20 protein-coding genes are annotated in these 24,351 nt (G+C 62.6%); 9 read left to right on the forward strand and 11 right to left on the reverse strand.

Annotated elements, in window-relative coordinates:
- The first annotated feature begins 490 nt into the window (after nt 1–490).
- On the forward strand, nt 491–1,723 hold the full coding sequence (locus KBA48_RS23905; protein ID WP_292911161.1) for a site-specific integrase: 1,233 nt from the start codon (nt 491–493) through the stop codon (nt 1,721–1,723).
- Between the two features lie 57 nt (nt 1,724–1,780).
- Here the strand turns inward: KBA48_RS23905 and KBA48_RS23910 are convergent, their stop codons facing one another.
- The 4 genes from KBA48_RS23910 to KBA48_RS23925 form a co-directional block, all read right to left on the reverse strand.
- Nucleotides 1,781–2,704, reverse strand: coding sequence for a nucleotidyl transferase AbiEii/AbiGii toxin family protein (locus KBA48_RS23910; RefSeq protein WP_292911123.1), 924 nt, complete (start codon nt 2,702–2,704; stop codon nt 1,781–1,783).
- Nucleotides 2,691–3,530, reverse strand: a complete 840-nt coding sequence (locus KBA48_RS23915) for a type IV toxin-antitoxin system AbiEi family antitoxin domain-containing protein (RefSeq protein ID WP_292911125.1) — start codon at nt 3,528–3,530, stop codon at nt 2,691–2,693. The genes KBA48_RS23910 and KBA48_RS23915 overlap by 14 nt, the downstream gene beginning before the upstream one ends.
- A gap of 545 nt (nt 3,531–4,075) precedes the next feature.
- The gene (locus KBA48_RS23920; protein ID WP_292911127.1) at nt 4,076–4,735 is read right to left on the reverse strand and encodes a response regulator transcription factor; all 660 of its coding nucleotides are present in this window, start codon (nt 4,733–4,735) and stop codon (nt 4,076–4,078) included.
- Nucleotides 4,732–6,180, reverse strand: coding sequence for a sensor histidine kinase (locus tag KBA48_RS23925; RefSeq protein WP_292911129.1), 1,449 nt, complete (start codon nt 6,178–6,180; stop codon nt 4,732–4,734). Before KBA48_RS23925 ends, KBA48_RS23920 begins: the two co-directional genes overlap by 4 nt.
- A gap of 191 nt (nt 6,181–6,371) precedes the next feature.
- Between KBA48_RS23925 and KBA48_RS23930 the strand changes: the two genes are divergently transcribed.
- From KBA48_RS23930 to KBA48_RS23950, 5 genes are all read left to right on the forward strand, one after another.
- Entirely contained in the window at nt 6,372–7,295 is a 924-nt protein-coding gene (locus tag KBA48_RS23930; protein WP_292911131.1) for a MipA/OmpV family protein, read from the forward strand.
- Nucleotides 7,296–7,529: 234 nt separating this feature from the next.
- On the forward strand, nt 7,530–9,074 hold the full coding sequence (locus KBA48_RS23935; RefSeq protein ID WP_292911133.1) for a hypothetical protein: 1,545 nt from the start codon (nt 7,530–7,532) through the stop codon (nt 9,072–9,074).
- On the forward strand, nt 9,065–9,565 hold the full coding sequence (locus KBA48_RS23940) for an SCO family protein (protein ID WP_292911135.1): 501 nt from the start codon (nt 9,065–9,067) through the stop codon (nt 9,563–9,565). The genes KBA48_RS23935 and KBA48_RS23940 overlap by 10 nt, the downstream gene beginning before the upstream one ends.
- 97 nt (nt 9,566–9,662) lie before the next feature.
- Entirely contained in the window at nt 9,663–11,804 is a 2,142-nt protein-coding gene (locus KBA48_RS23945) for a TonB-dependent receptor (RefSeq protein WP_292911137.1), read from the forward strand.
- 70 nt (nt 11,805–11,874) lie between these two features.
- Nucleotides 11,875–12,288 carry a nuclear transport factor 2 family protein gene (locus tag KBA48_RS23950; RefSeq protein ID WP_292911139.1) on the forward strand — a complete coding sequence of 138 codons (414 nt, stop codon included), beginning with the start codon at nt 11,875–11,877 and terminating at the stop codon, nt 12,286–12,288.
- 57 nt (nt 12,289–12,345) lie between these two features.
- Here the strand turns inward: KBA48_RS23950 and KBA48_RS23955 are convergent, their stop codons facing one another.
- From KBA48_RS23955 to KBA48_RS23985, 7 genes are all read right to left on the reverse strand, one after another.
- Nucleotides 12,346–13,473, reverse strand: a complete 1,128-nt coding sequence (locus KBA48_RS23955) for a hypothetical protein (RefSeq protein WP_292911141.1) — start codon at nt 13,471–13,473, stop codon at nt 12,346–12,348.
- A 157-nt stretch (nt 13,474–13,630) separates the two neighbouring features.
- A complete protein-coding gene (locus KBA48_RS23960; protein WP_292911143.1) occupies nt 13,631–16,171 on the reverse strand; it encodes a LuxR C-terminal-related transcriptional regulator in 2,541 nt (846 codons plus the stop codon).
- A gap of 31 nt (nt 16,172–16,202) precedes the next feature.
- The gene (locus KBA48_RS23965) at nt 16,203–17,324 is read right to left on the reverse strand and encodes a DUF917 domain-containing protein (protein WP_292911145.1); all 1,122 of its coding nucleotides are present in this window, start codon (nt 17,322–17,324) and stop codon (nt 16,203–16,205) included.
- Entirely contained in the window at nt 17,321–18,877 is a 1,557-nt protein-coding gene (locus KBA48_RS23970; RefSeq protein WP_292911147.1) for a hydantoinase/oxoprolinase family protein, read from the reverse strand. Before KBA48_RS23970 ends, KBA48_RS23965 begins: the two co-directional genes overlap by 4 nt.
- Nucleotides 18,878–18,949: 72 nt before the next feature.
- Entirely contained in the window at nt 18,950–20,251 is a 1,302-nt protein-coding gene (locus KBA48_RS23975; RefSeq protein WP_292911149.1) for an amidohydrolase family protein, read from the reverse strand.
- Nucleotides 20,252–20,343: 92 nt separating this feature from the next.
- A complete protein-coding gene (locus KBA48_RS23980) occupies nt 20,344–21,285 on the reverse strand; it encodes a polysaccharide deacetylase family protein (protein ID WP_292911151.1) in 942 nt (313 codons plus the stop codon).
- A 112-nt stretch (nt 21,286–21,397) separates the two neighbouring features.
- On the reverse strand, nt 21,398–21,733 hold the full coding sequence (locus tag KBA48_RS23985; protein WP_292911153.1) for a DHCW motif cupin fold protein: 336 nt from the start codon (nt 21,731–21,733) through the stop codon (nt 21,398–21,400).
- Between the two features lie 164 nt (nt 21,734–21,897).
- Between KBA48_RS23985 and KBA48_RS23990 the strand changes: the two genes are divergently transcribed.
- Genes KBA48_RS23990 through KBA48_RS24000 form a run of 3 tightly spaced genes read left to right on the forward strand, consistent with a single transcriptional unit; the run spans nt 21,898 to nt 24,209 of the window.
- Nucleotides 21,898–22,746, forward strand: coding sequence for an SDR family oxidoreductase (locus tag KBA48_RS23990; protein ID WP_292911155.1), 849 nt, complete (start codon nt 21,898–21,900; stop codon nt 22,744–22,746).
- A 36-nt stretch (nt 22,747–22,782) separates the two neighbouring features.
- Nucleotides 22,783–23,553, forward strand: coding sequence for a glutathione S-transferase family protein (locus KBA48_RS23995; protein ID WP_292911157.1), 771 nt, complete (start codon nt 22,783–22,785; stop codon nt 23,551–23,553).
- Nucleotides 23,550–24,209: a glutathione S-transferase N-terminal domain-containing protein gene (locus tag KBA48_RS24000; RefSeq protein WP_292911159.1), complete on the forward strand. Its 660-nt coding sequence runs from the start codon at nt 23,550–23,552 to the stop codon at nt 24,207–24,209. The genes KBA48_RS23995 and KBA48_RS24000 overlap by 4 nt, the downstream gene beginning before the upstream one ends.
- Nucleotides 24,210–24,351 lie beyond the last annotated feature (142 nt).

A 24,351-nucleotide genomic window follows, 5' to 3' on the forward strand; every position in this document is an offset into this window, starting at 1 on the left:
TCGCCTCAAGTGCCACCTTCGCCTTGAAATCCGCTGAATATCGCTTCCTCTGTCCCGCCATGTCGGTCGTCCTTCAATAAGGCCGAACCAAGCTTAGCAAACTGTCCGCTCACGGGGGACCAGCTCTATCTACGCTCGTTTTCACTTTCATCTGGTAGCTATATGGTAGCTGGGCGATGTTTTGGGTCGGTCTTTGCGGACAGCAAAAAGCCCTTGAAAGATGTTATCTTTCAAGGGCTTAAGCATTGGATGCGGGGGCAGGATTTGAACCTGCGGCCTTCAGGTTATGAGTTTGAAAAGTATTCATACGATCAAATACGACGATACCAGCCCATTCCCCATAACATGCTGTTTATAAATACTAATCCCAATGAGCCATTGCCTCCCAAATACGCTTAAGTTACCCTAATTTCACTCTCTCCTGTTACCTATATGTTACCTGTGGACCGGTGGCATGACCACAGTTTTTTGGCAGGCAAGGAGGCTGATGGTGGCGAAACTGACAAAGCGCGTGGTCGAACAGTTGGAGCCGGAAGCCGTCGAAGCCGTATATTGGGACGATGAACTCCGTGGCTTCGGCGTGCGGGTCTGGCCATCGGGCCGCAAGGTCTATGTCGCCATGACGCGGGTCAAAGGCCGGCTGCGGAAGGTAACGATCGGCACGCATGGCCCCGTTACCGCCGAGAAAGCCCGGATCAAGGCGCACGAGATCATCTCACAGGCGAAGGCTGGCAATGATCCGGTCAAGGAACTGGATGTAGCCCGCAAATCCCCCACGGTCAAAGGGCTCGGCGAGCGCTTCCTCAAGGAACATGTCGCCATCCGCTGCAAGCCCTCCACCCAGTATGAATACAGACGTTCCGTCGAGCTGTTCATCAATCCTGAGATCGGCACCCGCAAGGTCCTCGATATCGAGCGGCGGGACATCGCGGAACTGCACCAATCCCTAAAGCATATTCCCTACCAGGCCAACCGGACCCTGGGCGTGTTGTCGAAGATGTTCAATCTGGCCGAGGTTTGGGGGCTGCGGCCGGACGGCAGCAATCCCTGCCTGCATGTGAAAAAGTATCGTGAGGAGAAGCGCGAACGGTTTCTGGGCGCCGACGAATACGCCTCCCTGGGCCGGACATTGGCCGAGGTCGAGGCGGATGGTTCGGAGCCTCCAGCCGTGGTGGCCGCCGTCCGGTTGCTGATGCTGACGGGCTGCCGCCTGGGCGAGGTCATGACCTTGAAATGGTCCTACGTGGATTGGCAGGCGCGGGCGTTGCGGCTGCCGGATTCCAAGACAGGCGCCAAAATCGTACATTTCGGGGAAGTGGTGGCCGCCGTCCTGCGGTCCATCCCCCGGCTGCAGGATAATCCCTGGGTCATCACCGGCACGAAGGAAGGTGCCCGGCTGACCGACTTGCAGCCGCCCTGGCGCCGCATCCGCAAGAAGGCCGGGCTGGATGATGTCCGCATCCATGACCTGCGGCACTCATTCGCCAGCGGAGCCCTGTTCCTGGGCGAAGGGCTGCCAATGATCGGAAAGCTGCTCGGACATACTCAAGTGCAGACCACGGCTCGTTATGCGCATTTGGCCGCCGATCCGGTCAAGAATGCCATGGAGAAGGTCTCGGACTTCATTGCCAAGCAGGCGACGATCAGTACAAAGCGGCGGCGCAATCACAAATACACCGTCCAGCCCTTGGGATCCTGGACGAGCGCGAAATCAGCCCCGTAGAGGCCCCCTTTCGTCCTTCATAGCTGCTTCTGCATCTCAGGCGGGGGCTATGGGACATTATGGTGGGGATGACAGCGCTGCCCCCAGTTGATCGACAAGACGTGCCCGGACAGTCTTGGTAAGCTTGTCCAGGTTCAACTGCTTCCACCGCACGGCTGGCAGGTTCGTAGCTTCGGGAAGCCCGACGAGGCTCCAATCCGGCTCGCCACGCTTGAACCGCAGCAGGAAGTCCCGATGCGCGGCCGGCATCCCGCCGATGATCGTCGCAATCAACGCCTCTCGCGCCACCGCCAAGTCCTCAAGGGTGATGGGCTCCGCCGTCATGCCCTCGAAACCCTGCGCGAACTCTTGCGTTAGGTTCTTGCGACGGGGCACCACCAACTCGGATATCAGGCGGTCGTGGCTGACTAGGTAGACGATGAAGGCGCGGCGCAGTTCATCATGGATGCCCTCGTTGGCCAGCAGGTCCTTGATGTCGAACAGATCCCGCGGATGTTGCCGATCGAGTGCCGCCACGATCTTTCCTGCATAGAGATCGGCGAAGGAGACGACCTGCATTTCGGCAAAGCCGAACGCCTCCTCTACCGCGGCCGACACGGAGCGCAGTTCCGGTGCGAAGACGCAGCCGCGCAGGACGGGCGTCACCTCGATCTTGATCTGGGCATCCCCCCGCTGCACGGTCAGCTTCGTGACAACCGGCTCGCGCGTGTTCAAGACTTCGGTGACATGCGCACCGCGCAGTCCCTTGCGGATGGCAGCGGCAATCCGCTTCATGCCGGCATCGATCGCAGACAGGGATTCAGGACGCCCGGCCACCGGCAGGTAGGTCAGGTCGATGTCGACCGACAGGCGGGGCATGTCGCGGACGAACAGGTTGATCGCCGTACCGCCCTTCAGCGCGAAATCCTCTTCCGCCGCGACAAACGGCATCACGGCGATCAGGAGTGCGACCTGCGCCCGGTAGCGATCAGACAGGGGCACCAAGATCCTCCGGCACGGTTATCAGGTATTTCGGATCAAGCCGGCCACCCTTGACCAACATGCGCTTGCCGCTGCCGAGCGACACCCGGTCCCGGTCAATCCGGTTAAGCCAGCGATGGGCATGTCGTTCAGCAAACCAGAAGAACAGCCGCTTGGCCTTCACGCTGCGACAATCTTCCAGCAGCCTCTGGAGACGGGTTGGGCTGAGCGTGCGCAGCCCCTCCGCGATCACATCGACATTGTGGAATGTCTCGCGCTTCGGCAGTTCGTCCAGCAATTCCAGAAAGGCCCGTTCAGGTGTCGAAACCAGCAGAGGCCATTGCGCATTCATGGATAGCGGGCGAACATGATACCCGGTTCGTTCATGGTCATCGCCGTCGTCGCCACCTGCCAAGCTGAGCGGACCCTCTGCGGCAGTCGTTGCACTGAACAAGGTCTGGGCCTTGTGGAAGATGAAGCGCTCCTTGAAAGGCAGTTTCGCAAGCCAGCCTGGCGGGGGTTCGTCACCATAGAGGTGGATGCTCCCCGGCCCGCTGGCGGAGACGTAATGACCAAGCCCTTGCAGTTCAAGCGCGGTCCGGCCGCCCACGATCAAGGGATGCTTCATCAATGCTTGCAATGAGATGATAGCTCTTTCCCAGGTCAGCTTGCCAATTGGTCGCTTATAGGTGCCACGAACCGGCTGCACCAGCCAACCGGCTGCGACATACTGACTGCGGAGGCTGGTCGAATAGCCGTGCCGCTCCATCCAGGCTGCATCCACCAGCAGCCCGTCAGGGAGCGTCCGCTCCAGCCAGTTTAGCTTTCCTATGCTTTGCCCACTCATGCTTGGCAAAATAGCATAGTTTCAAACTGTGTTCCAAGGTTCGGGCTCAATGCCGATCACAAAGTACAGCTTCGCAAAAGCTGATCATAGAGGTGGCCCCCAGAAATCGGACAGGGTGTCCGGCGGCGCTCCGCCCCCGTCAGAAACTCCACACGCTGATAAGACATGACGATTGCTACTCGTTTGCGTCCGCGCGATGACGCGCCACACAAACATCCCCAGATCAACCTTGCCCTACAAGACGGCCCTCAACTGGAGGCGTACGAACAATCGTAACGGCAATTTTCGCGCACAGCCGAAAATCCGGTTTGCGTCCTTTCGGCCATCGGCAAGCACATCCATGGCCAGCCCGCGCATCGGGCCGGTCTCGCCAGGGGCTTGGGGTGGGAACCGTGAGAGTGAGCTGGGGAAACTGGGTATCCGAACCCTCTTACCGACCTCATGCGGCTGTCTCGCCCCGCACCATGCGAGGACCATTAATTCCGCAATGTGCCCAGTTTATTCAGGTGCCGTTGGGCCGCATCGGCCGCAAGGATGAGGCAGAGCTATTCCTTGACGATACCCTTGCGCCAGGCGTAGACGGCCGCCTGTGTCCGATCGGTCAGGTAGAGCTTGCCCAGGACATTGCTGACATGGGATTTGACGGTCTTCTCCGATATCGACAACCGCGCGGCAATTTCCATATTGGACAGGCCCCCCGCGATACAGTGCAGGACTTCCATTTCGCGCTCGGTCAGGTCAGCGTGAAGCTGATCGTCAAGCACCTTGCCCTCCCGCGTGCGGGACATGATCGTCACCAGGGCCTTGGCGATGCGGGGACTCAGCACGCTTTCGCCCGCGGCCGCCTTGCGTACGGCCTGGATAAGATCCTCCGGCGTCGTGTCCTTCAGGATGTAGGAGATGGCGCCCGCCTGCGTGGTGGGAACGACATGTTCGTCGCCCTCATGCGAGGTGACCATGACGATCTGGCTGCGCGGGCTGACCCGCTTGATCTGGCGCACGGTATCGACGGCGGGCTGATCGGGCATGAGCAGGTCCAGCAGCACCACATCGGGTGCATGCCTGCGGGCGGCCGACACCGCCTCCACGCCGCAGGTGGCGACGGCCATCACCTGGATGTCGGGTGCCGTGGCCAGAAAAGCGGTCAGCCCGCGGCGGACCATGGCATGATCGTCCGCAATGATCAGTGTGATCTGTTCCGTCATGATTCGCTTTTCCAGGAAATTGTCAGGCGGGTGCCCTCACCTTCCGCACTTTCAATGTCGAGCCGTCCGTCCGGCAGGTCACGCGCCCGATCGCGCATGGAGATGATACCGAAGCCTTTTGTTTTAACAGTCATTTCGAAACCGATCCCATTATCGGCAATGACCAGCATTGCGGCACTCCCGTCAATTGCCGCGGCCACGGTCACCTTGGACGCCTTGCCATGGCGCACCGCGTTCATCAGCGCCTCCTGCAAAATGCGCAACACCTGATGTTCCACATGCGCGTTGGGCTGGATGGCCCCCATATCACCCAGCTCGATGTCGACATCGAACCGCCGCCTGAAATCTTCGGCAATCATGCCGACCCGGTTGTGAAGCGTACTGTCACCGGTGCTGGTCGGGCGCAGCTGCGTGATGATCTCCATCAGGTCATGCTGCGCTTCCCGGTTGATGGTCTCCGCCTCCAGGATGGGCTCGCGGGCGGCCTCCAGCACAGCGGGGTTGGCCTTGGCTGTCGCCAGCTGCAAACCCAGCGCGAACAGCTTCTGCTTCACCGTGTCGTGCAGTTCGCGCGCCACGCGGTTGCGTTCGTCACTGACGGCAAGATTCTGCTTCAGGTGCAAATATAGTTCCAGATCATCCGCCATGTCGTTCAGATGCTGGCTATGCCGGATCAGAACATCGTCGTTGGGAAGGGCGATGCGCGCGGTGAAGTCACCCCGCCGCCAGCTTTCGGTCACGTCGTTCATTCGCCCCAAATGCCTCGTCACGTAATGGGCGGCTGCCACGCCGCAGGCGATGCCAATGGGAACGGAGAAGAGAATGACATAGCCCCATGCGCCGAGCAGGAAATTGAAGATGCTCTGTATCTGTATCCAGGCATCGAACTCCGCGACATACAGGATGCGGACGCGCCCGATCCGGTTGCCCTTGCCATCATCGATGGGCATATCCACCCAGATGGGGCCGTCTTCGACCATCCAGATGACCTTGTCGGCTGCCGCCCGCTGCTGCTTCATGGCGGTGAAAAGCGGGGCCAATTCCGCCGGAAGATCGACGGGATCGGAGATGACAAGCCGATTATTTTCGTCCTCTATTTGAATATAAACTTCGGGCCGGCTGGAGTTGGTGATCCGATAGACGGACCCGTCGCTGGCTTGCTCAATATTTTTGAGCTTCTCTCGGATATTCTCACACGCCTTCTGTCGCCACGCGACATCAGTGACATCACGGATCGCCTGCGCAACGCTGAGCTTCTCACTGGAGACCAGTTCTCTGACATGCTCCAGGGTGACCGCCTTGCGGAAATCACCATAATCTTCCGCGCCGTACTTGCAGATGCTGAGCAGCGTCATCGCGCAGAACGCCAGCAGCGTATAGATCACGGCAAATTGGAACCACAGTCGGCCGACAAACGCCGGGCAATGGTCGAGCCAGTTCTTCATGTTCCCGCGATGCTCCATTCCCACCCACCACCATACTGACGCCGGATCTGTCCGGTACTGGCGGTTGTTCCTTGCAGATATCGACCCAGCATATCGGCTTTTCCTGGCCGCACATCCGCCTTGAGACCGATGTGTGGTCAGGAAAAGCCCGTAGGATGCGGACGATCGGCACCCCGCTCCTGGAGCATTCGATGAAGTATTCCAACATCTTCAAGACTGTAAGCACGCTCAAGGCCGTGAATTTCATACCACTTGCCGCGTCCATCACCCTGACCTTCTTCGCCAATGTGAAGGCACAGGAGACCGGGCCTCAACCGCAGCAGCCGGCGGAACAGCAGGGGGAATTCGTCGCCCCCATGCCAGGGGCCGGAATGGAACATGATTGGAAACTCTCCGTCGGTCTTGCCACCCTCTATATGCCGGCCTTCAACGGTTCCAAGGACTATCAGGCCATGGTCATCCCCGACATCAAGGTGGAATACCAGGATGTTTTCTTCGCCTCGCTCTTCGGCGGTGTCGGCTACAATGTCATCAATGGCGATGGCTGGCGCGCCGGCCCGATCGCGAAGCTGGATTTCGGCCGTCAGGAGGATGACAGCAATCCCTTCCGTGTCGCCGGCAAGAAGACCAGAGCGCTCAAGGGCCTGGGAGACGTGAGCATCGCACCGGAACTTGGCGGCTTCGTGGAATATAGTTTCGACCCGTTCAGCTATTCACTGGAAGTGCGACAGGCTGTCGGCGGTCACAAGGGCGTCGTGGCCGACATCGGCGCGCAATATATGGGCATGACGGCGCCGTTCGGCCAACAGGTGATTTACATGATCGGTCCCCAGGCAACCTTCGCCAGCGCCAAATACACCAACGCCTATTTCGGCATCGACGCGAAGCAGTCCGCCGGTTCCGGGCTTGCCCGGTACAAGGCTGATGCCGGTCTGGTTTCCTACGGTGTGGGCGCCTTCGTCATCACGCCCGTCACCGATGCCCTGTCTTTGGGCCTGATGGCGCGTTACGACCGGCTGGGACCGGAAGCCACCGACAGCCCGCTTATCCGGCAACGCGGCCGGAGGAACCAGTTCATGGCCGGCTTGCGCCTGATCTACGAATTCGGCTTCTGACAGGGTCTGCCAATGTTACGACACATCGGTCAATTGACGTGTCGTAACATTGGCCATGGGTGTCATAGGCTGAATTTGACGGCGATGGAGATACGGGTACCATCGCCCGAATAGGGAGCAGCACGCGCAGGCGAACGGCACAACCCCATAACGGCACCCAGACAGGATTTGTTAATTGACATTTTTTGTCCAATTTGACCCAATCAACGCTGTTCCTCCCAAGGATGAAGCATCATGGGCAAGCAGCGTCACATCACCCTGTCCGATGAGCAGACCGGCATGATCGACCCGCTCCAGCGTGGACATTTGCGACGCATCTTAAATCTCGCCGCCCAGTTACCTGACGACTGGTCAGGGATGATGGCCCGCACGAGCCTGCAGGAGGATTTCGGCGCCTACCGTTTCCAGTTGGCCTACATGGCCTATGCGTTGGCCTTGACCCATGTCCATCGGCTGACGGCCGCACCCGGGTATTTCCGTCGGCCCTTCCAGCGGCTGATCGACAAGATGCGGTCCCCCGACGTCTGGACCTATTGGCATTATGTCAGCACCGGTAACGGACCGCTGAACAATGCCCAGGGCGAATTGCCGTCGGAATGGAATCCGATCATCAAGGACAACATCATGTACAGCGCCTATCTGCAATCGATGGCACTGCTGTATCATTATTTGTTCAACGATGACCGCTATGCCCGCAAAGGCGCGTTGTCCCTCGTCTTTCAGCCGCTATTCTGGGGCAGTGAGAAGCGGTACGAGTATGATGAGCGGTCCCTGAACGAGCATATCTACTGGAGCATGGTGGAACGCGGATATCTGGGTATCGCGTGTGAACCCAACTGCGTCTTCCAGATCTGCAATCAGGTGCCGATCCTAGGGTTTCGGCTGCACGACCTGGTCTATGGCGGCGACATCGCCGGGGAAGTGACACAAGGGTACCTGAAAGCCTGGTCGGAATTCGGCGTGCTGAACGGCAACGGCCATTTCAACATGATGGTGATGGAAGAAGAGCGTGTTGTGGTCACGCCGGAAGCACCCTGGGCGGATTTCTGGCTGGGGTCCCTGATGCATGCCTGGAACGCGGATTTCGTGAAGGCCAGCTTCCCCCGGCAGATCGCCCGCTGGGCGCGCCCCGGGCCGGATGGCACGCGCTGGATCATGCCGCCCGACATGATGGAAGCCAATGAGGATCTGGCATCGGCCCGCGATTTCGGCTGGGCGGCCGTCTGCGCATCGGAGGTGGGCGACCTCGACACGCGCGACCGTCTGCTGGCCTATGCGGACGCCTACCTGCATTCGCGCTGGACGGATGGCGGTTACCATTATGCCCGTCATGACCGTCTATATGATCAGGACGGCCTGTTCCGCTGCATGGACCCCCACACCGGCAATGCCCTGTTGGCCTATGCGCGGTTGAACGTGCCCGACGGTTTGCGGATGCTGTATGACGGTCCCTGGGACCAGCAGCATTTTGCGGCGCCGGCGCTGGACGAATTGCCGGAGACATGGGACGTCACCGCCGCACGTTTCGATGCGCGGCACAATCGATTGACCGTTCGCCTGGAAAGCAATGGCGACGGCCATGATGCGACGCTGCATTTCACCGGCATCTGGGGGCGTGGCGACTGGCAGCTGCGTCTGGATGGCGAGATGGTGGCATCGGGCAGCGCGGATGGCGTCGAGCATGCGGCCGATGGTCTGACGGCGTTCCGCATGGACCAGAACTTGGTCTTGCGGATGCCGGCGCGCGGCCCTGTGGATCTGGTGTTCCAATGGCCATGAAGCCCGACCGCATCGAACTGGATCTTGTCGATCAAGATGGTGGGGCCTTCACCATCGGGCATTTGGCCGGGTGCCGGTCCCTGGTCTATTTCGGCTTCCTGCATTGCCGGGGGGTCTGCCCCCGGTCCCTGGCGAAACTGGCGGATATCATGGCCGGGCTGGGGCCGGCGCGCGATGGCTTCCGCGTGCTCTACATCACCGTCGATCCGGAGCGCGACACGCCGGAGGCCATGAAGACCTTCCTGTCGGCCCGCTATCCCGACTTCACGGGCCTGACCGGTCCGCGCCCCGCCATCGACAGGGCAAAGGCTTCCATGAAGGCCTTTGCCAGACGCGCGGAAGACCCCGACGATCCCGATGGCTATGCCATGCCGCATACGGCCCTGATCTATCTGATCGACGATCAGGGCCGGTATCTGGCTCATTTCCCCGACACCTGCGACGCTGCCACCATCGTAAACCGGCTGACAGCTGCCACCCCCCCTTTTTGACCTTACCCCACCTGTCGCCCCACCCTTGTGCCTGAAAAGATTGGCGTAGCATTGCCTTGATCCCAATCCAGAATAACCGGGTAATCAAGGGGAACACATGCGCAGTCTTACACTGAAAATCGCGTCTGGATTGCTGGCAAGTGCTGCCGCACTCCCGACCATCGCCTTGGCACAGACCACCGACGACAGCAATGCACTGACAGAAATCGTCGTCACAGCCAGAAAGATGTCGGAATCGCTGCAGGCGGTGCCGGAATCCGTCTCCGTCATTTCCAGCGCAATGATCGAGAATGCCGGCATCGCCAGCGTCGAGGACTTTTCCAGGTTCACACCCAACGTCAATATCAACAATGGCAATTCCCCGACCTATTCGGTCCTGACCGCCCGTGGCATCACGACGCCACAAGGGGCCGAGCCGCCGATGGCTCTGGTCGTCGATGGCGTTCAGCTTAGTGATCTCACCTTCCTGAATGTCGATCTGATCAATCTGGAGCGCATCGAAGTGCTGCGCGGTCCGCAGGGATCGCTCTACGGCCGCAACGCCATTGCCGGCGCCATCAACATCACCACGGCCAAGCCGACGAACGACCTGACCGGCATGGCCAAGCTGGGCTATGCCAATGGCAATGACCGGCTGGCCCAGGCCAGCATCGCCGGCCCCGTCACCGAGGACAGTCTCTATTTTAGCCTGAGCGGTTCCTACCGGAAATCCGACGGCACCTATGCCAACGACCCGGCCAACCGCCTGACCACAATGTCTAATCCGGCCTTCAACGGCTATTTCCCGCCGGTCGGCGTGCGTCGCGATGCCAACACCGTCGATGACAAATCCGTTCGCGGGGCGCTGATCTACGACGAGGGCAGCCCTCTCAAGATCGAACTGCGCGCCAGCCACACCGACTCCCATTTCGGCGCGTCGGCCAACGAACTGGTGCTGGGTTCGCAAGACCTGAATGACGAAGGCTCGCACTTGGCCACCAACCTGGACCTGGACCAGTATCGCAAGCTCTATGAAGGGTCGTTGAAGATCGACTATGATTTCGACGGGATCACCCTCTCGTCGGTCAGTTATCGCAACCGCGCCCGACAGGACCTTGTCGGCGATGGCGATTTCTCTACCCTGCCCCTGCTGTTCCAGCGCACGGGCATGGATATCGATGCCTTCTCCCAGGAACTGAAGTTGGCGTCGGACCGCAAGGACGGCTTCTCCTGGCTGGTCGGCGGCTATTTCCAGGATCGCAAGTCGGTGCGCACCGTCTTCGTGCCCTTTGAATCCCTGCCATTGCCGCCATTGCAGGACAGCTTGGACCATAACCGTTCCAAGGCCTTCGCCTTTTTCGGCCAGAGCACGGCGGATCTGGGAGATGTGTTCCAACTGACCCTGGGCCTGCGCTATGACCATGACAAGCGCAGTTCCGAAGATTCCGGGACGACGGCCCCGGCCGGCAATGCCATCAGCAAATCCTTCAATGCGCTGCAGCCCAAGGTCTCCCTGAAATATGACTGGGACGAGAATTTCCAGTCCTATGTCACAGTGGCCCGTGGTTTCCGCAGCGGCGGCTTCAACGCGGCGGCCAGCCCGCAACGGGAATATGCCCAGGAAACCAACTGGAGCTATGAACTGGGCTTCAAGGGTACGTTCCTGGAACGCCGGCTGTTCCTGACCGGTGCTGTCTACACCATCGACCTGAAGAACGAGCAGATCTATTTCATCACCACTAATCCGCCCGCCCAGAACCTGACCAACATCGCCAGGACGACCAAGACGGGTTTCGAACTGGAAATGACGGCACGACCCATTCCCCGTCTGGACGTCACCATGGGTATCGGTACCGCCGACGGCGTCATCAAGTCGTTCACGGGACAGCCGGCGGTAACCAACAACAAGACGCCGCAGGCCAATGGCTATACCGTCAATGGCTCCATCCAGTACCAGATCCCCCTGAATGACAGCCTGACCCTGCGCCCCTTCGCCAGCGTCGAGCGCCGGGGTCCCATCTACTGGTCGGCGGATAACAGCTTCAAGACCGGACCGAAGACCATCATGGACCTGCGCCTGTTCCTGGAGGGGGAGGAATGGTCGCTCGGCGCCTATGCCAAGAATATCACCAATACCCGCTATCCGACCGTGGTTTCCCCCAATGGCGCGGATTTCACGTCCCTGGGCGGGCCGACGGTCACCCTGCGGTCGATGAACACGCCGCGCACCTATGGTGTCGAGGCCAGCTACCAGTTCTGAGCAATGCCTGCGAGGACCGGAGGGCACCGCTGCCGATCCTCGCTTCCACACAAGCATCCGAGAGACATCCATGACCCGTGACGAAAAACTGGAAACCGTCTATCGCCTGTTCCGTTGGGCAAATCATGTGGGCGAGACGGGCGCGGAAATGCGCCTGGAGGATATCGAGGGCATTTTCGCGGCGCATGCGCCCATGATCCTCAATGGCCGCCCCATCTGTCACGACCATGCCTCGCACTTCCGGCATGCGCAGGATCTGCGGGCGCAGATGGCGACCTGGCGCTTCAACATACCGTTCGAGCGCACCGTGGTGGAAGGTGATCAGGTTGTCGGCTACTACACCGTCGATTTCACCGATCATGCCGGTGCCAGAGGCCGGTTCTACGATCTCTGCATCTTCACGGTGCGGGATGACAGGATCGCCGGCATTCTGGAAACCGTCCATTTCGAAGGCGAGGCCTTGGATATCGCCTCGTTCGACTGACAAATAGAAGGACGGGCGGCCGGCACAGGCGCCCGTCCTTCAAGTTTTGATCGGGCGTCACGGCCCGGCGGCAAGGGGGCGGGTCGCCATGGTGGCGCGGCCGACCGTGGCAAACAGGATGGCGGATGTCAGCACGATACCCGCCCCGGCCATTCCCACCAGGCCATAGCCGCCCAGCAGCAGGAAACCCTCCGCCAGCAGCGGTCCACCCGCGACGCCGATCAGCAACAGCGCCGGCCCGCGTGACGGGAAACGGCCGGTCGGGTCCAGCCGCGCCAGGATGGCGAAGACATAGGGAACCGTCGCCATGGTCAGGGCCTGGATCGAGATGGCGCAAAGGGCGAACACCGCACTGTTCGGCGTCCGCACCGCCAGGATCAGCACGGCGGCCAGCATGCCTGTGGTAAACAGCAGCGGCCGGACAACCCCGTAGCGGACGCCAAGCACCTTACTGAGCACGGCCCCCGTCAGGCCGCCCGCCATGGCAAATGCCATCAGCCGGCTCATGTCGCCCTGGGCGATGCCCAACAGGCTGCCGATGGCCATCTGGTGCTGGTAGAAGGAGGCTTGGCCGACAAAGAACAAGGTAAAGGCCAGCGCCGTCGCCGGCATCCGCCAATCCATGCCGGCACCGGCCACCGGCCATGCGGCGTCGCGGGGGCTGTGCTGCCAGCGCGCCAACCGATGCATGAGAAAGGCCGCCAGCAGCGCCAGCATTGCCAGGATCAGGAAGATGGCCCGCAGGCCGTAAAGTTCGATAATGGTGCCGGCCGTCAAATAGAAGCTGGCGGCCAGCGTGACCTCGCAGATCTGGGCGGTCGCGTAATTGCCCTGGACCGTGTGCGACCGCGCCAGCAGCGCATTGGCGCAGCTCAACATCAGGCCGTGGGCCACGCCAAGGCCGACGGCGCCGGCGCCAAAGATCCAGGGGTTGTGGCCGGCCGCCATCAGCCCGGCGCAAACCGCCGCGAACAGCGCCGCCGCCCGGGCCAGTTCCTCACACGAGGTCCGGCGAAACAGATAGGGGGCGATCAGGTTCGACAGGGCCGCCACGCCCAGCTGGCAGGCGCCCATCACACTGCCCCACCAGGGTTCCACCGGGAGAATCTGGTCAACCGAGGTGATCCACAACGCCATGGCCGTGGTGGCGGAAAAGCCGACGCTGTTCACGACGGCAAGGCTCAATAAGCGCTGCGTTGGCGACATTCCATCCACTTTCTGCTGGAATTCCGGCCCGGCAGGGCCCATCCGCAACAGGCTAAGGCCGTGCGTGACATTCACCCAGGAACGATGGGGGTGGCCGGACTTCGGATATGGGTGGGGGGGGGCAGAGCAGCGCGGGTCAGTGCAACCGGAAGCTGGTCAGCGACAGGCCGGCATTATGGTCCGTGCGCTTCTTCAGATTGATCTGGTAGGAGGTTACCAGATCATTGCGGCTGGTGACATTGAACAGCCGGAACAGGTTCTTCAGGTGCCATTTGACGGTATTGTCGCTGGCCCCGATCAGGCGGGAGATTTCCTTGTTGGACAGGCCGCGTGTCAACAGGTCGGCGATCTCCTCCTCCTTCTCGGTCAAAGTGATCCCCTCCACCGCCAGACGGTGGGAACGCCGTTCACGCCGCACCGATGCCAGGATCTCGGCAACGAAATCCTCCTCCGCATGGTTGGCGAAGCGTCCCCTTCCCTGCAGCACGCGCTGATGCTCCCGCAGCAGCGGATGGATATCGCGCCCCCGTGCGATGAACAGGCGCGACAGCCCCTCCGGCACCGCGCAGCGGAGGGCCTCTTCCAGTGCCAGCAGGGATCGTTCCGGATCATCCCGCCGGGCCGCCGCCAGACTGGTCAGAACATGCCAGTGCGCGCGGGCATGGATCGTGCCCAGCCAAAGGCCGGATTGACGGAATGCCGCCAGACGGGTCTCCGCGGCGGCAGGATCGCCATTTACGATGTCGATCTCCGCCAGCACCAGGGTGGCGGCCAGGGCCAACATCCGGTCGTTGCCATCCGTCACCAGCGCTTCCAGCCCGACCTGCGCCGCCAGACGTGCCGCGACCACTCCCTCCTCCGCCCCGCAAAGCTGTTCCAGCCAGCAGATCTGGGCCAGCCGCTCCAGCCGCCGCAAGCCGCGACGCTGCGCAAACCGGATGCAGGTATCGATGATGTCGGCACCCGCTTCCAGCCCCCGGTCCAGCACCGCCAGCCGGGTGGAGGTGAGGTAGGCGGCGGCATAGAATTGCGGTTCCTGCGCCTCGATCCAGGGCAGCGCATCGGCCAGACAGGAACGGGCGGTGGTCAGGTCGTTGCCGGCAAACACCTCCTGACCGATCAGCAGCCGGGCACACCGCGCCAAGTCGGCGTTGAAACCCAGATGCTGTTCGAAGGTTTCCAACGACGCCTGATAATGGCTGAGCGCCATATTACGCATGCCGGCATCGGCACAGGCGCGGCCCTGCACCAACCCCACCACCGAAATGGCCGTCCTGGCGCCCAGACGCACATAAAGACGCCGCGCCCGCTCGCCGGATTCCAGCGCGTCCTCGGTCTCTCCGCGTTGGGCGGCGGCGATGGTCAGGGCGTTTTCCATCAGCGCCACGCCCAGAAGGTCCGTGGATGGGATGCGCTCCAGGCAATCCTCGATGATCCGCCGGTTCTCGTCGGTTGGCGGCCGTTCCTCCAGCATCCGCATCAACTGGCCGACCATGGCGATCTCCAGCGCCAAAGCATGGCCCAGCATCTCCGTCCGGGTCGCCAGATGCTCGTAATCGCGCAGGGCGCGCCGGATTTCACCACAGCAGAAGCGCAGCATGGCGCGGGCCAGCCGCAAGGCGGGGCTCTGCTCCACCAGAGTTTCGGGCAGATCCTCCACGCAATGGTGCAGCCAGTCGCGCTGGGATTGCCGATTGCGCCAGTCGACCGCGATGCGCCAGCCGCCGGCGCGTTCCACCAGTCGCGCCACCAGCGGCCCGTTCCCGGCATGATGGGCGTGATGGATGGCCGGCTCCGTCTCTCCCGTCCGCTCGAAATAATCGGCGGCCCGGCTGTGAAGCTGGTGCTGGGCGTCGGGGCCGCGTTCCCGCGCGATCATCTGGCGCAGATGGCGCGACAGGACCGGGTGGCATACCTGCCAGCGGGCGCCATGCTGCGGCATGCGACGGATAAGGCCGAAGCCAAGCCCGGTTTCCAGCGCGGCTGCACCCTGCCCCTCCCCCGCCAGCCGGTCGGCAAGCGGCAGGTCGATCTCCGTCATCAGGCAGATGGCGATCAGATGCGCGCGTTGTTCCGGCGTCGCCGTCGCCAGGACGTGGTTTTCGCAAAAGTCGAAAATCGCGGCGGACAGGCCGGCAAACGCCCCCTCGATCTCTGCCGCACCCAGGGGCCCGCCGGCCAGATGGCGCACCAGGGCCTGTACCGCAATGGGCCAGCCGCCGGTCATCTCCAGAACCTGCGCGATGGCGGACCGGCTGGCCGATGGCAGCAAGGCCGCGACTTCCGGGCCGTCCATGCGCAACTGGTCTGCATCCAGGATGGTCAGCGTGCCGTTCAGACAGGGGATGGACAGGTCCCAGGCGGGGCTTTGCCCCGCGATCAGGACCAGACGCCACCGCCGGTCCGCCGCCCCCAGCATTGTGGCGGCGCCATCAATCATGTCGCCGGCGATGACGACGCCCGGCCAGCCGGGGTCGGGCAGCGGGTCGCCGGAGCCCGGGCGGACCACGTCCAGCGCCGTCTGCTGGCTGCACCAGCCCCGCATCAGGGCCCGCTTGCCGAAGCCGGCCCCGCCCACAATCAGCAGGTCCCCCTGCGCCAGGGCACGATCGACGGCCCGCAGCAGCCGCGCACGCGGCTGCACCACCGGCACCTTTTCAGGCGACAGTTGGTTCATGTCGCCACCATCGCACCGGGGGACCGCCAGTTCATCGAACCCGTACCTCCTCCCCACCGCCATTCAGCACCTCGACAGGGACATAGTCGCAGTCGATACCATAGCCGCGCGGACCCAGCAGGGAAAGGCCGCGCGCGGTCCGCCAGATCGCGGGCGCGCGGACCAGCATCACCGTCACCCGCTGACCATAGCGCAGGCGGTCGGTGCCGATATGCTCCCCGGTTTCGCTGTCCAGCACGGTGATCAGGTCGGGTACGGTGGCACGTATCCGGCCATTGATGCGGGCCACCAGATGCTCGTTCTTGAATTCAAGGTCCAGCCGGTCGGCATCCTCACCCAGGGAATGGATGACGGCGCTGCCAATGGTGAAGCCCGTGTCACTGCGCCGCTGCACATCGGTGATCTTGCCCTCAATCAACGTATCGGCCCAGCCATAGAGCGGCGTCGCGGTCAACAGGTCGGCCACGGCCTTGAACGGGCTTTGCCCGCCTTCCCTGGCCTCGCGGATGGCACGCCCGACCTGGATGGGATGGGTCACGGCACCGGCCAGCCCGATCCGGCGCAGCTCAGCCCCCGTGACGGGACAGAAGGCGAAAATGGCGCTGCCCCCCATCTCCACGATGATCGACCGGGTCAGGCGCTCGCCCTTCAGGTGATCGTCAGTGCGGATGACAACCGTGTTCATGAACTCGTCGGCAATGACGATGGGCGAGATGTTGAGATGATTGATGTTGAAGCTGGTGGCATGCACCGACGGCACGCAACGGCCGGTCGGATCAGCATCGATCAGGGGCAGGCCCAGACGGGCGGCGGTAACGGCCGGCAGAACGGAATTGAGGCCGCCCACTTCCCCGATCAGGATGCCAAAGACGGGTTTGCCGCATTCCTTCTCCACCTGCTCGATCACGCGGCGATCCTCGCCACCATTGGGCAGCTTCTCCAGGAACACGCTGGGCGCGCCGACAATGGCGGTCAGCACGACCAGCGCGTCGTCGGGCACCTCATCGATGGACAGAAGCGGGATTTCCGGGACCCGCTGCATCTCGGTCTCCAGCATCAGCTTGCCGATATAGGTATCGCCGCCGCCGCCACAGCCGAACAGGCCGCCGCCCAGCGCGAAATCCTCGATATCCTCGCGTCGCAGGTATCTCACTGTTTCTCTCCCGCCTTCAGATTTCCCGCCGCCTTCACGCGGACACGCACGGCCTGGCCCGGCACATAATCGATGGGCACCTCGTCGATATCGACGATCTCCAGCGTCGCCGGATCGGCCCCCGCCGCCATCGCCCGCGACAGCGCCAGTTCCCGCGCGGCGGCCAGGGCATTGTCGCGCCCCACCTGGCTGTAGACATAAATCTGGTCGACCTCGCCGCCGACCTGAGCCAGGGCCGCACCGACCGCATTGGCGACGTCGCCATGTTCCAGCCGCACGATCCGTGACACGCCGCGCAGGCCCCCCTCCACCAGGATGGCGCCACCGCCTACCAGGACGACGGGAACATCGTTGGACGATGATTTCATGCGATCCACACCATCCTCCAGCAGCCGGACAATGGATGCGCGGGCCCTGGCGAGCATGTCCTGGTCCAGATGGCGGACGCGGGCGGCATCGCCGATATCGGCCAGGCCCGACGCCACGGCAATGTCGGTGGCCGTCAGGACGTTGCCGCCGAATACCAGCCCATCCTCGATCAGGCGATAGCCGACGGAGCGCGGGCCGACGCGGGCCACCACTCCGTCGTCGGTCACCAGACTGCCGCCACCCAGGCCGATGGACAGCGTGTCCGGCATCCGGAAATTGGTGCGCACCCCGCCAATATCGACCGGGATGTTGGATTCACGCGGATATCCGGCCTGGATCACGCCGATATCGGAGGTCGTGCCGCCAATGTCGATGACGATGGCATCCGACAACCCGCTCAGAAGCGCCGCGCCACGCATGGAATTGGTGGGGCCCGACGCGAAGGTCAGCACCGGGGTCTGGGCCACCGTGGCCGCGCTGAGGATGGTGCCGTCATTCTGGCTGACATAGAAGGGGATATCGAGGGCCAGATCGGCGAAGGCCTGCCGGAAGGACGCGACCACATGCGCCGCCAGATCCAACAGCGCGGCATTCATGATGGTCGCGGATTCCCGCTCCAGCAGCCCGATGCGGCCGATGCGGTGAGACAGGGAGATGCCAAGATCCGGCAACTCATTGCCCAGGATCTCCGCCGCCCGCAGCTCCAATTCGGCATTGGTGGGGGAATAGACGGAACAGATAGCGGCCGCCGTCAGGCCTTTGGCGCGAATATCGTCCGCGACGGACAGCAGGGCTTTTTCATCCAGGGGGGAGATTTCCCGCCCGTCGAACTGATGCCCCCCCCCGATGATGGCCGACAGGCCCTCCACCGCATGGCGCATCGCGTCGGGCCAGCCCGCGAAGGGCGGTAGCGCCAGGGTGGCGGGCGCGCCCAGGCGGATGGCCGCCACCCGCGTCAGGTCGCGTGCCTGGACAAAGGCGTTGGTGAAATGGGTGGTACCGATGACCGCATAATCGATGGCGCGGCGATCAATGCCAGGCCGGTCCAGCAGGGTCCGCAGGGCGGCGATAATGCCACCCCGGACATCCGCCGATGTGGGGCATTTGCAGGCGGCCACCACCCGATGGCCATCCATGAGGACGGCGTCGGTATTGGTTCCGCCGACGTCAATTCCAATTCTCATCTGATGAAATCTCCTTGGGCGCGATGGCGCCGATGCGCCCCGCGATCAGGGTTGAGGCTGGTAAGGGGCCGGTCAGAAACCGGTGCCGGCGGATGCCTGCCAGAATTTGGGGCGCGGCAGATGTTCGCCCGGCATGGCGATGCCGCGATCCTTGACGATGACGCCGTCCAGCATGACCAGGGCGATATTGTCCGGGTTCTCCATGATGGCGATGTCTTCCAGCGGATCACCTTCGACAATGATCAGGTCGGCCAGCGCCCCCGGTGCGACGTGCCCCAGGTCCTGGGACCGCTTCAGGATGTCGGCATTGACCGCCGTGGCTGATCGCAGGATATCCAACGGCCGGTCGACGGGCAGGCGCTGCGTGAACTCACTGCCTTCGTTCCCATGCGCCTTGCCGAACAGGTCGGTGCCGAACCCGGCCGGAATATTGTGCCGGCGCAACAGGCGCAAACTGTCATGGGCACGGGAAACGACAAGGTGCAGCTTCTCCATGTTGGCGTCATCCAGGCCCATCTGCCGGCCCTCGCGCATCAGCACACCCAGAAGAGCCAGCGTCGGCATGGCATAGGTGCCGTTGGCGACCATCGCCTCGGCGGCGGCTTCATCCAGCATGGTGGCATGTTCGATCACCCGCACACCGTATTCCGCGCAGCGACGGATGGCACCGGCCGGATGACAATGGGCGCTGACATAGGTGCCGTGGTTGGTCGCCTCCTCCACCGCCGCCCGGATCTCCGATTCCGAGAATTGCAGGCTGTGCAGCGGATCGGTCGGCGACAAGATGCCGCCGGATGCCATGATCTTGATCTGGTGCGCCCCCAGGCGCAGTTCCTCGCGCACGGCCCGGCGCACCGCCGATACACCATCAACGACCCAGGCGAACTTGTCGCTGCCCGAACAGCAATTGCCCAGGACGACGGCGATGTCATTGTCGCGCGGTCGGGCGTCGCCGTGGCCGCCGGTCTGCGACAGCAGCTTGCCGGAATAGAACAGGCGCGGTCCCGTCACCAGCCCTTCACGCAAGGCCCGCGCGATGCCGACATTGGCGCCGCCCATGTCGCGCAGGCTGGTGAACCCGGACATCAGCCGGCGTTCCATCTGCCGGAAGGCGAAGGCCGACAGATAGCTCCAATGGCTGCTGGTGGCGTTGATGATGGGCAGTTCCGTGCCACAGATATGGACATGCCCGTCGATCAGGCCCGGCATCAGCAGGCGCCCGCCCAGATCGACCCGACGGATATCGGCATCGCCGACATCAGCGACGCCCACCGCCGCGATCCGGTTGCCGATCACCAAAACATCCTGCCGGCGGACCTGATCGCTGACACCATCGAACACACGTCCGTTCAGAAGTAAAATCTTGTCGCTCATGGTGTTCTCCCTCCTCTCCAACCATGCGGAGATGCTCAAACCGTTGGAATGGGGACGGAAGGTGGGGTGACTGTTCAAAGGAGTGGCCTGGCTTACGCATCAACGGCAGGAAAGGCGGATCGCCAGTGGCGTGCGATATCGAGACCCCGGCAGTACCAGACGCGCGGAAAGCCGCGCATATAATCCAGCAGCAGCCGCAATCCCTCGCTGCGTGCGGGCCGGCCGATCAGCCGGTCGTGCAGAGAGATGGACAGCAACTTCGGCGATCCGCGTTCACCTTCCCGGTAAAGCGTGTCGAAGGCCCCCCGCATATAGTCAAAAAAATCCTGAGGAGCTTTGAAACCCCGCTGACAATCGAAACCATTATCGTTGGTTTCCAGCGAATAGGGCACCAGCAGATGCGGCCGGCCCCCAACCGATACCCAATAGGGCAATTCATCATTCAGGCAGTCGCGATCGTAAAGGAACCCACCAAGCGATAAAGCCAAACGTCGCGTATTGATGCTGGGGCGACCCGTCAGCCAGCCAGACGGCCGGTGACCCGTGATCAGTTCCAGCACCTTGACCGCCTCGCGAATATCCGCCAACTCGTCCTCCGGGGTAACCCCGGTATAGTCGATCCAGCGCAGCCCGTGGCTTGCCACCTCGTGGCCTCGGGCGCTGCAGGCTTGCCCCACCGCGGGGCAAGCCTGCAGCGCCCGCCCTACGGCAAGCAGGGTGATCGGCACCTTGTAGTGATCGAACAGGTCGAGCAGACGCCAGACGCCACGCCGGCTACCATATTCGAAGGTGGATTCCACGTATGGAACCCGAAGCCCCGCCATCGCCGGCATGCCCACATCATTCAGCACGCCCTCAGATGTGTCGTCCCCCCAAAACAGGCACCTCTCCCCGCCGCCCTCCATGTTGAGGTTGAAGTTGACGGCGATCAACGCATCGTCAGGCCATTCCGGGTCCGGAAGCCGTTCCCCGTAGCCCGTGAAATCACGCATCAATGCAGGGTCCGGCCGCACCAGCCGCCGAGGATCAATCATCGCCTTACCCCTTGGCCCGCTCATATTCCGTGACAGGATATGGAACAGAGCCTCTGGCGACAGCGGCGTCGGCCGGTGGGAACGCTCACATAATGGGTGGGCCCGGCTTTTCTCAATCCAGGATCAACAGCCTGGCACCTTGTTCGGTGCGAACACGATGCGCAGCATCGCCATGGCTGGACACCAGGAACGCCTCGCCCGCCATCAGATGATGGGCAACCCCGTCCTTGAGTTCGATGGTCACCGTGCCGGACAGCACATAGGCGAAATGGCCGATATCGCACCAGTGGTCGGCCAGGAAGCCGGGGGCATAATCGATGACGCGCAGGCGGATGCCGGCGGCATCGGCCTGCCGATACAGCGCGCCGGCATCCGTCTCGCCACGCATCGGCTGTGGCGGCAAGGTTTCGAAACGCAGCGGGGTGAAGGCACAGGGATCAATCTGCATGAAGGGTCTCCCGAATTGGCAGTCCCTGCTGGTGAACCATGCCGGACAGCGGTGCGCAACAGCCCCACCCGAATGACCCCATACCCCACTCCATCGCCATGAAGCCGGAAGGCGGCGCTATCGCCAATATGCGCAAAACATCAATGATCGGGCGGAACAGGCGAATGGGCCATTTGGATGGAAAGACGGCGCTGGTCACCGGGGCCAGCAAGGGGATCGGTTATGCCACAGCGCGTGGGCTGGCCAGGGACGGCGCCTTTGTGCTGGTCCATGCCCGCAACCAGTCCAGCGGCGAGCGGGCGTTGGAACAATTGCGGCGCGACGTTCCCGATGGTCGTTTCGATCTGGTTGTGGCCGATGTCGGGACCCTGGCCGGTACGCGCCAACTGGCCGCGACGGTGCTGGATCGGGCACTGCGCCTGGACATCCTGGTCAATAATGTCGGTGCCATGTACAGCGACCATGCGCTGACCCCGGATGGTATCGAAAGGACGTTTGCGATCAACCATCTGTCGATCTTCCTGCTGACCCATCTGCTGCTGGGCCGGATGCGGCAATCGACATCGGCGCGGATCATCACCATCGCGTCGGAAGCCCATCGCGGTACCGAGATCGATTTCGACGATCCCGGCCTTGCCCGCACTTACTCGGCCATGGCATCGTTGAGCCAGTCGAAGCTGGCAAACATCCTGTTCACGCGCGCCCTGGCCAAACGCCTTGCCGGCAGCAATGTGCGGGCCTATTGCCTGCATCCGGGCCACGTACGGACGGACTTCACGCGTGATCTGCGCGGGTGGCTGAAGATCTTCGTCGCCATCATCCGTTTCCGCTTCATCTCCCCTGATGAAGGGGCCAGGACAGGGCTTTATCTGGCCACGGCCCCAATGCCGGCCGATGCCAATGGCGGCTACTTCGAGAATTGCGCCCCCAAGGAGCCCAGCGACTATGCGCGGGACGACGCCGTCGCGGAGCGGCTTTGGGAACTCAGCACCCGGATGGTCGGCCTCGCCTGAGACCGTCCTAAGAGGATCGAGAAAGGAACCAGGCCCATGCGGCTGATCGGCATCGAGTGGGGAGCCTATCCAAGGCGCGTCACCCTTTATCTGGACGAAAAAGGCATCACGGACATCGAGCGTGTGTTCATCGATTATGCCAGGGGTGAGATCCACGCCCCCTGGATCCGGGAACGCAATCCGACAGCGTCCCTGCCGGCCCTGGAACTGACCGACGGGCGCTGGATCACGGATTCCATGGCGATCATCTATTACCTGGAGGAACTCTATCCCGAACCCTGCATGATCGGCCGCACGGCGGTGGAGCGGGCGCGCATCCGCGCCTATGTCTCCCATTGCAATGACCTGTTCCTGCGGGCCGGTCCCGTGCTGGCCAACAGCTGGCCGCAATGGTCGCGCGCCATCAGGCAGAGCCCGGAAACGGCGGAATGGATGCGCCCGGCCTTCAACCGCTCGCTTGACTGTCTGGAAACCCTGGCCGATCCGGACGGCCCTTTTCTGATGGGGCATGAGATCACGGTCGCCGACTGCGCCCTGTTCCCGTTGCTCTATCACGAGGTTTCGAACTATGGGGTCAGCCTGCTGACCGATGCCCACCCGCGATTACAGCGCTGGTACGACATGTTCGCCCGGCGCCCCAGCGCGCCCTGCGCCCTGCGCGACGACGGGGTGCGGGAGGCCGATGAGGCAGACCTGGACCCGAACATGCCCTATTGGTGGCGCAACAAGGATCTGAACATCACAACCTGGGCCGCCAGCCGCGACGGTTTCGCCGGCCGGTCGGCACCGTCAGGAGAAGCAGAATGAAGCTTTATCAGTTTTCCTGGGGCATCTATCCCCGCCGCATCCTGGTCTATCTGCAGGAAAAGGGCGTGACCGATATCGAGATGATGACGCTGGATGTGGTGGCCGGTGACCAGCGTCAGCCGGATTTCCTGAAAAAGAACCCGGCCGGCACCGTTCCCGTCCTGGAAACCGACGATGGCCATTTTATCGGCCAGTCCTGTTCCATCCTGCTGTATCTGGAGGAATGCCTGCCCGGCCCGGATATGAGCGGTGCGACGGCGGCCGATCGTGCCCGCACACGCGATCAGTTGCTGCTGGTGAATGACGCCTATAATTTCGCCGGCATCTGCACCTTCCACGCCAGCCCGCTATTCGTGCAGCGGCGGGAACAGTCCAGCGAAGTCGCCCGCGCCATGCGGTTTGAATATGCCCGCGTCCTGGGCAGCCTGGAGGCCATGGCCGGCGATGGCGATTATCTGGGCGGGGACCGGCCCAGCATCGCCGACGTGGCCTTCTTCGCATCTGAACAATTCATGCGCACTCTTTACAAGCTGCGGCTGCCGGAACAGTGCGCCCGGCTGGAGGCCATCTACAGCCGGTTCCAGCAACGGCCCAGCGCCACCCCCGCCGCCTTTCCGGAATGGATTGTTGACATGGCCCCGCTGCGGGATTTCTGAGGCGGGGGCGGAAGGTGCGGCATCAATCCGGTCCTACCCCTTCCGCCCCTCACCCACCTGGATCGACCAGGGCGCGCAGCCGGCGGCGAATGGGAACAGGACCGTCATCGCCCCGGAACCGGTCAACCAGGCGCCCCCGCGG

It is taken from the genome of Niveispirillum sp. (assembly GCF_017996735.1).
Taxonomy (GTDB): Bacteria; Pseudomonadota; Alphaproteobacteria; order Azospirillales; family Azospirillaceae; genus Niveispirillum.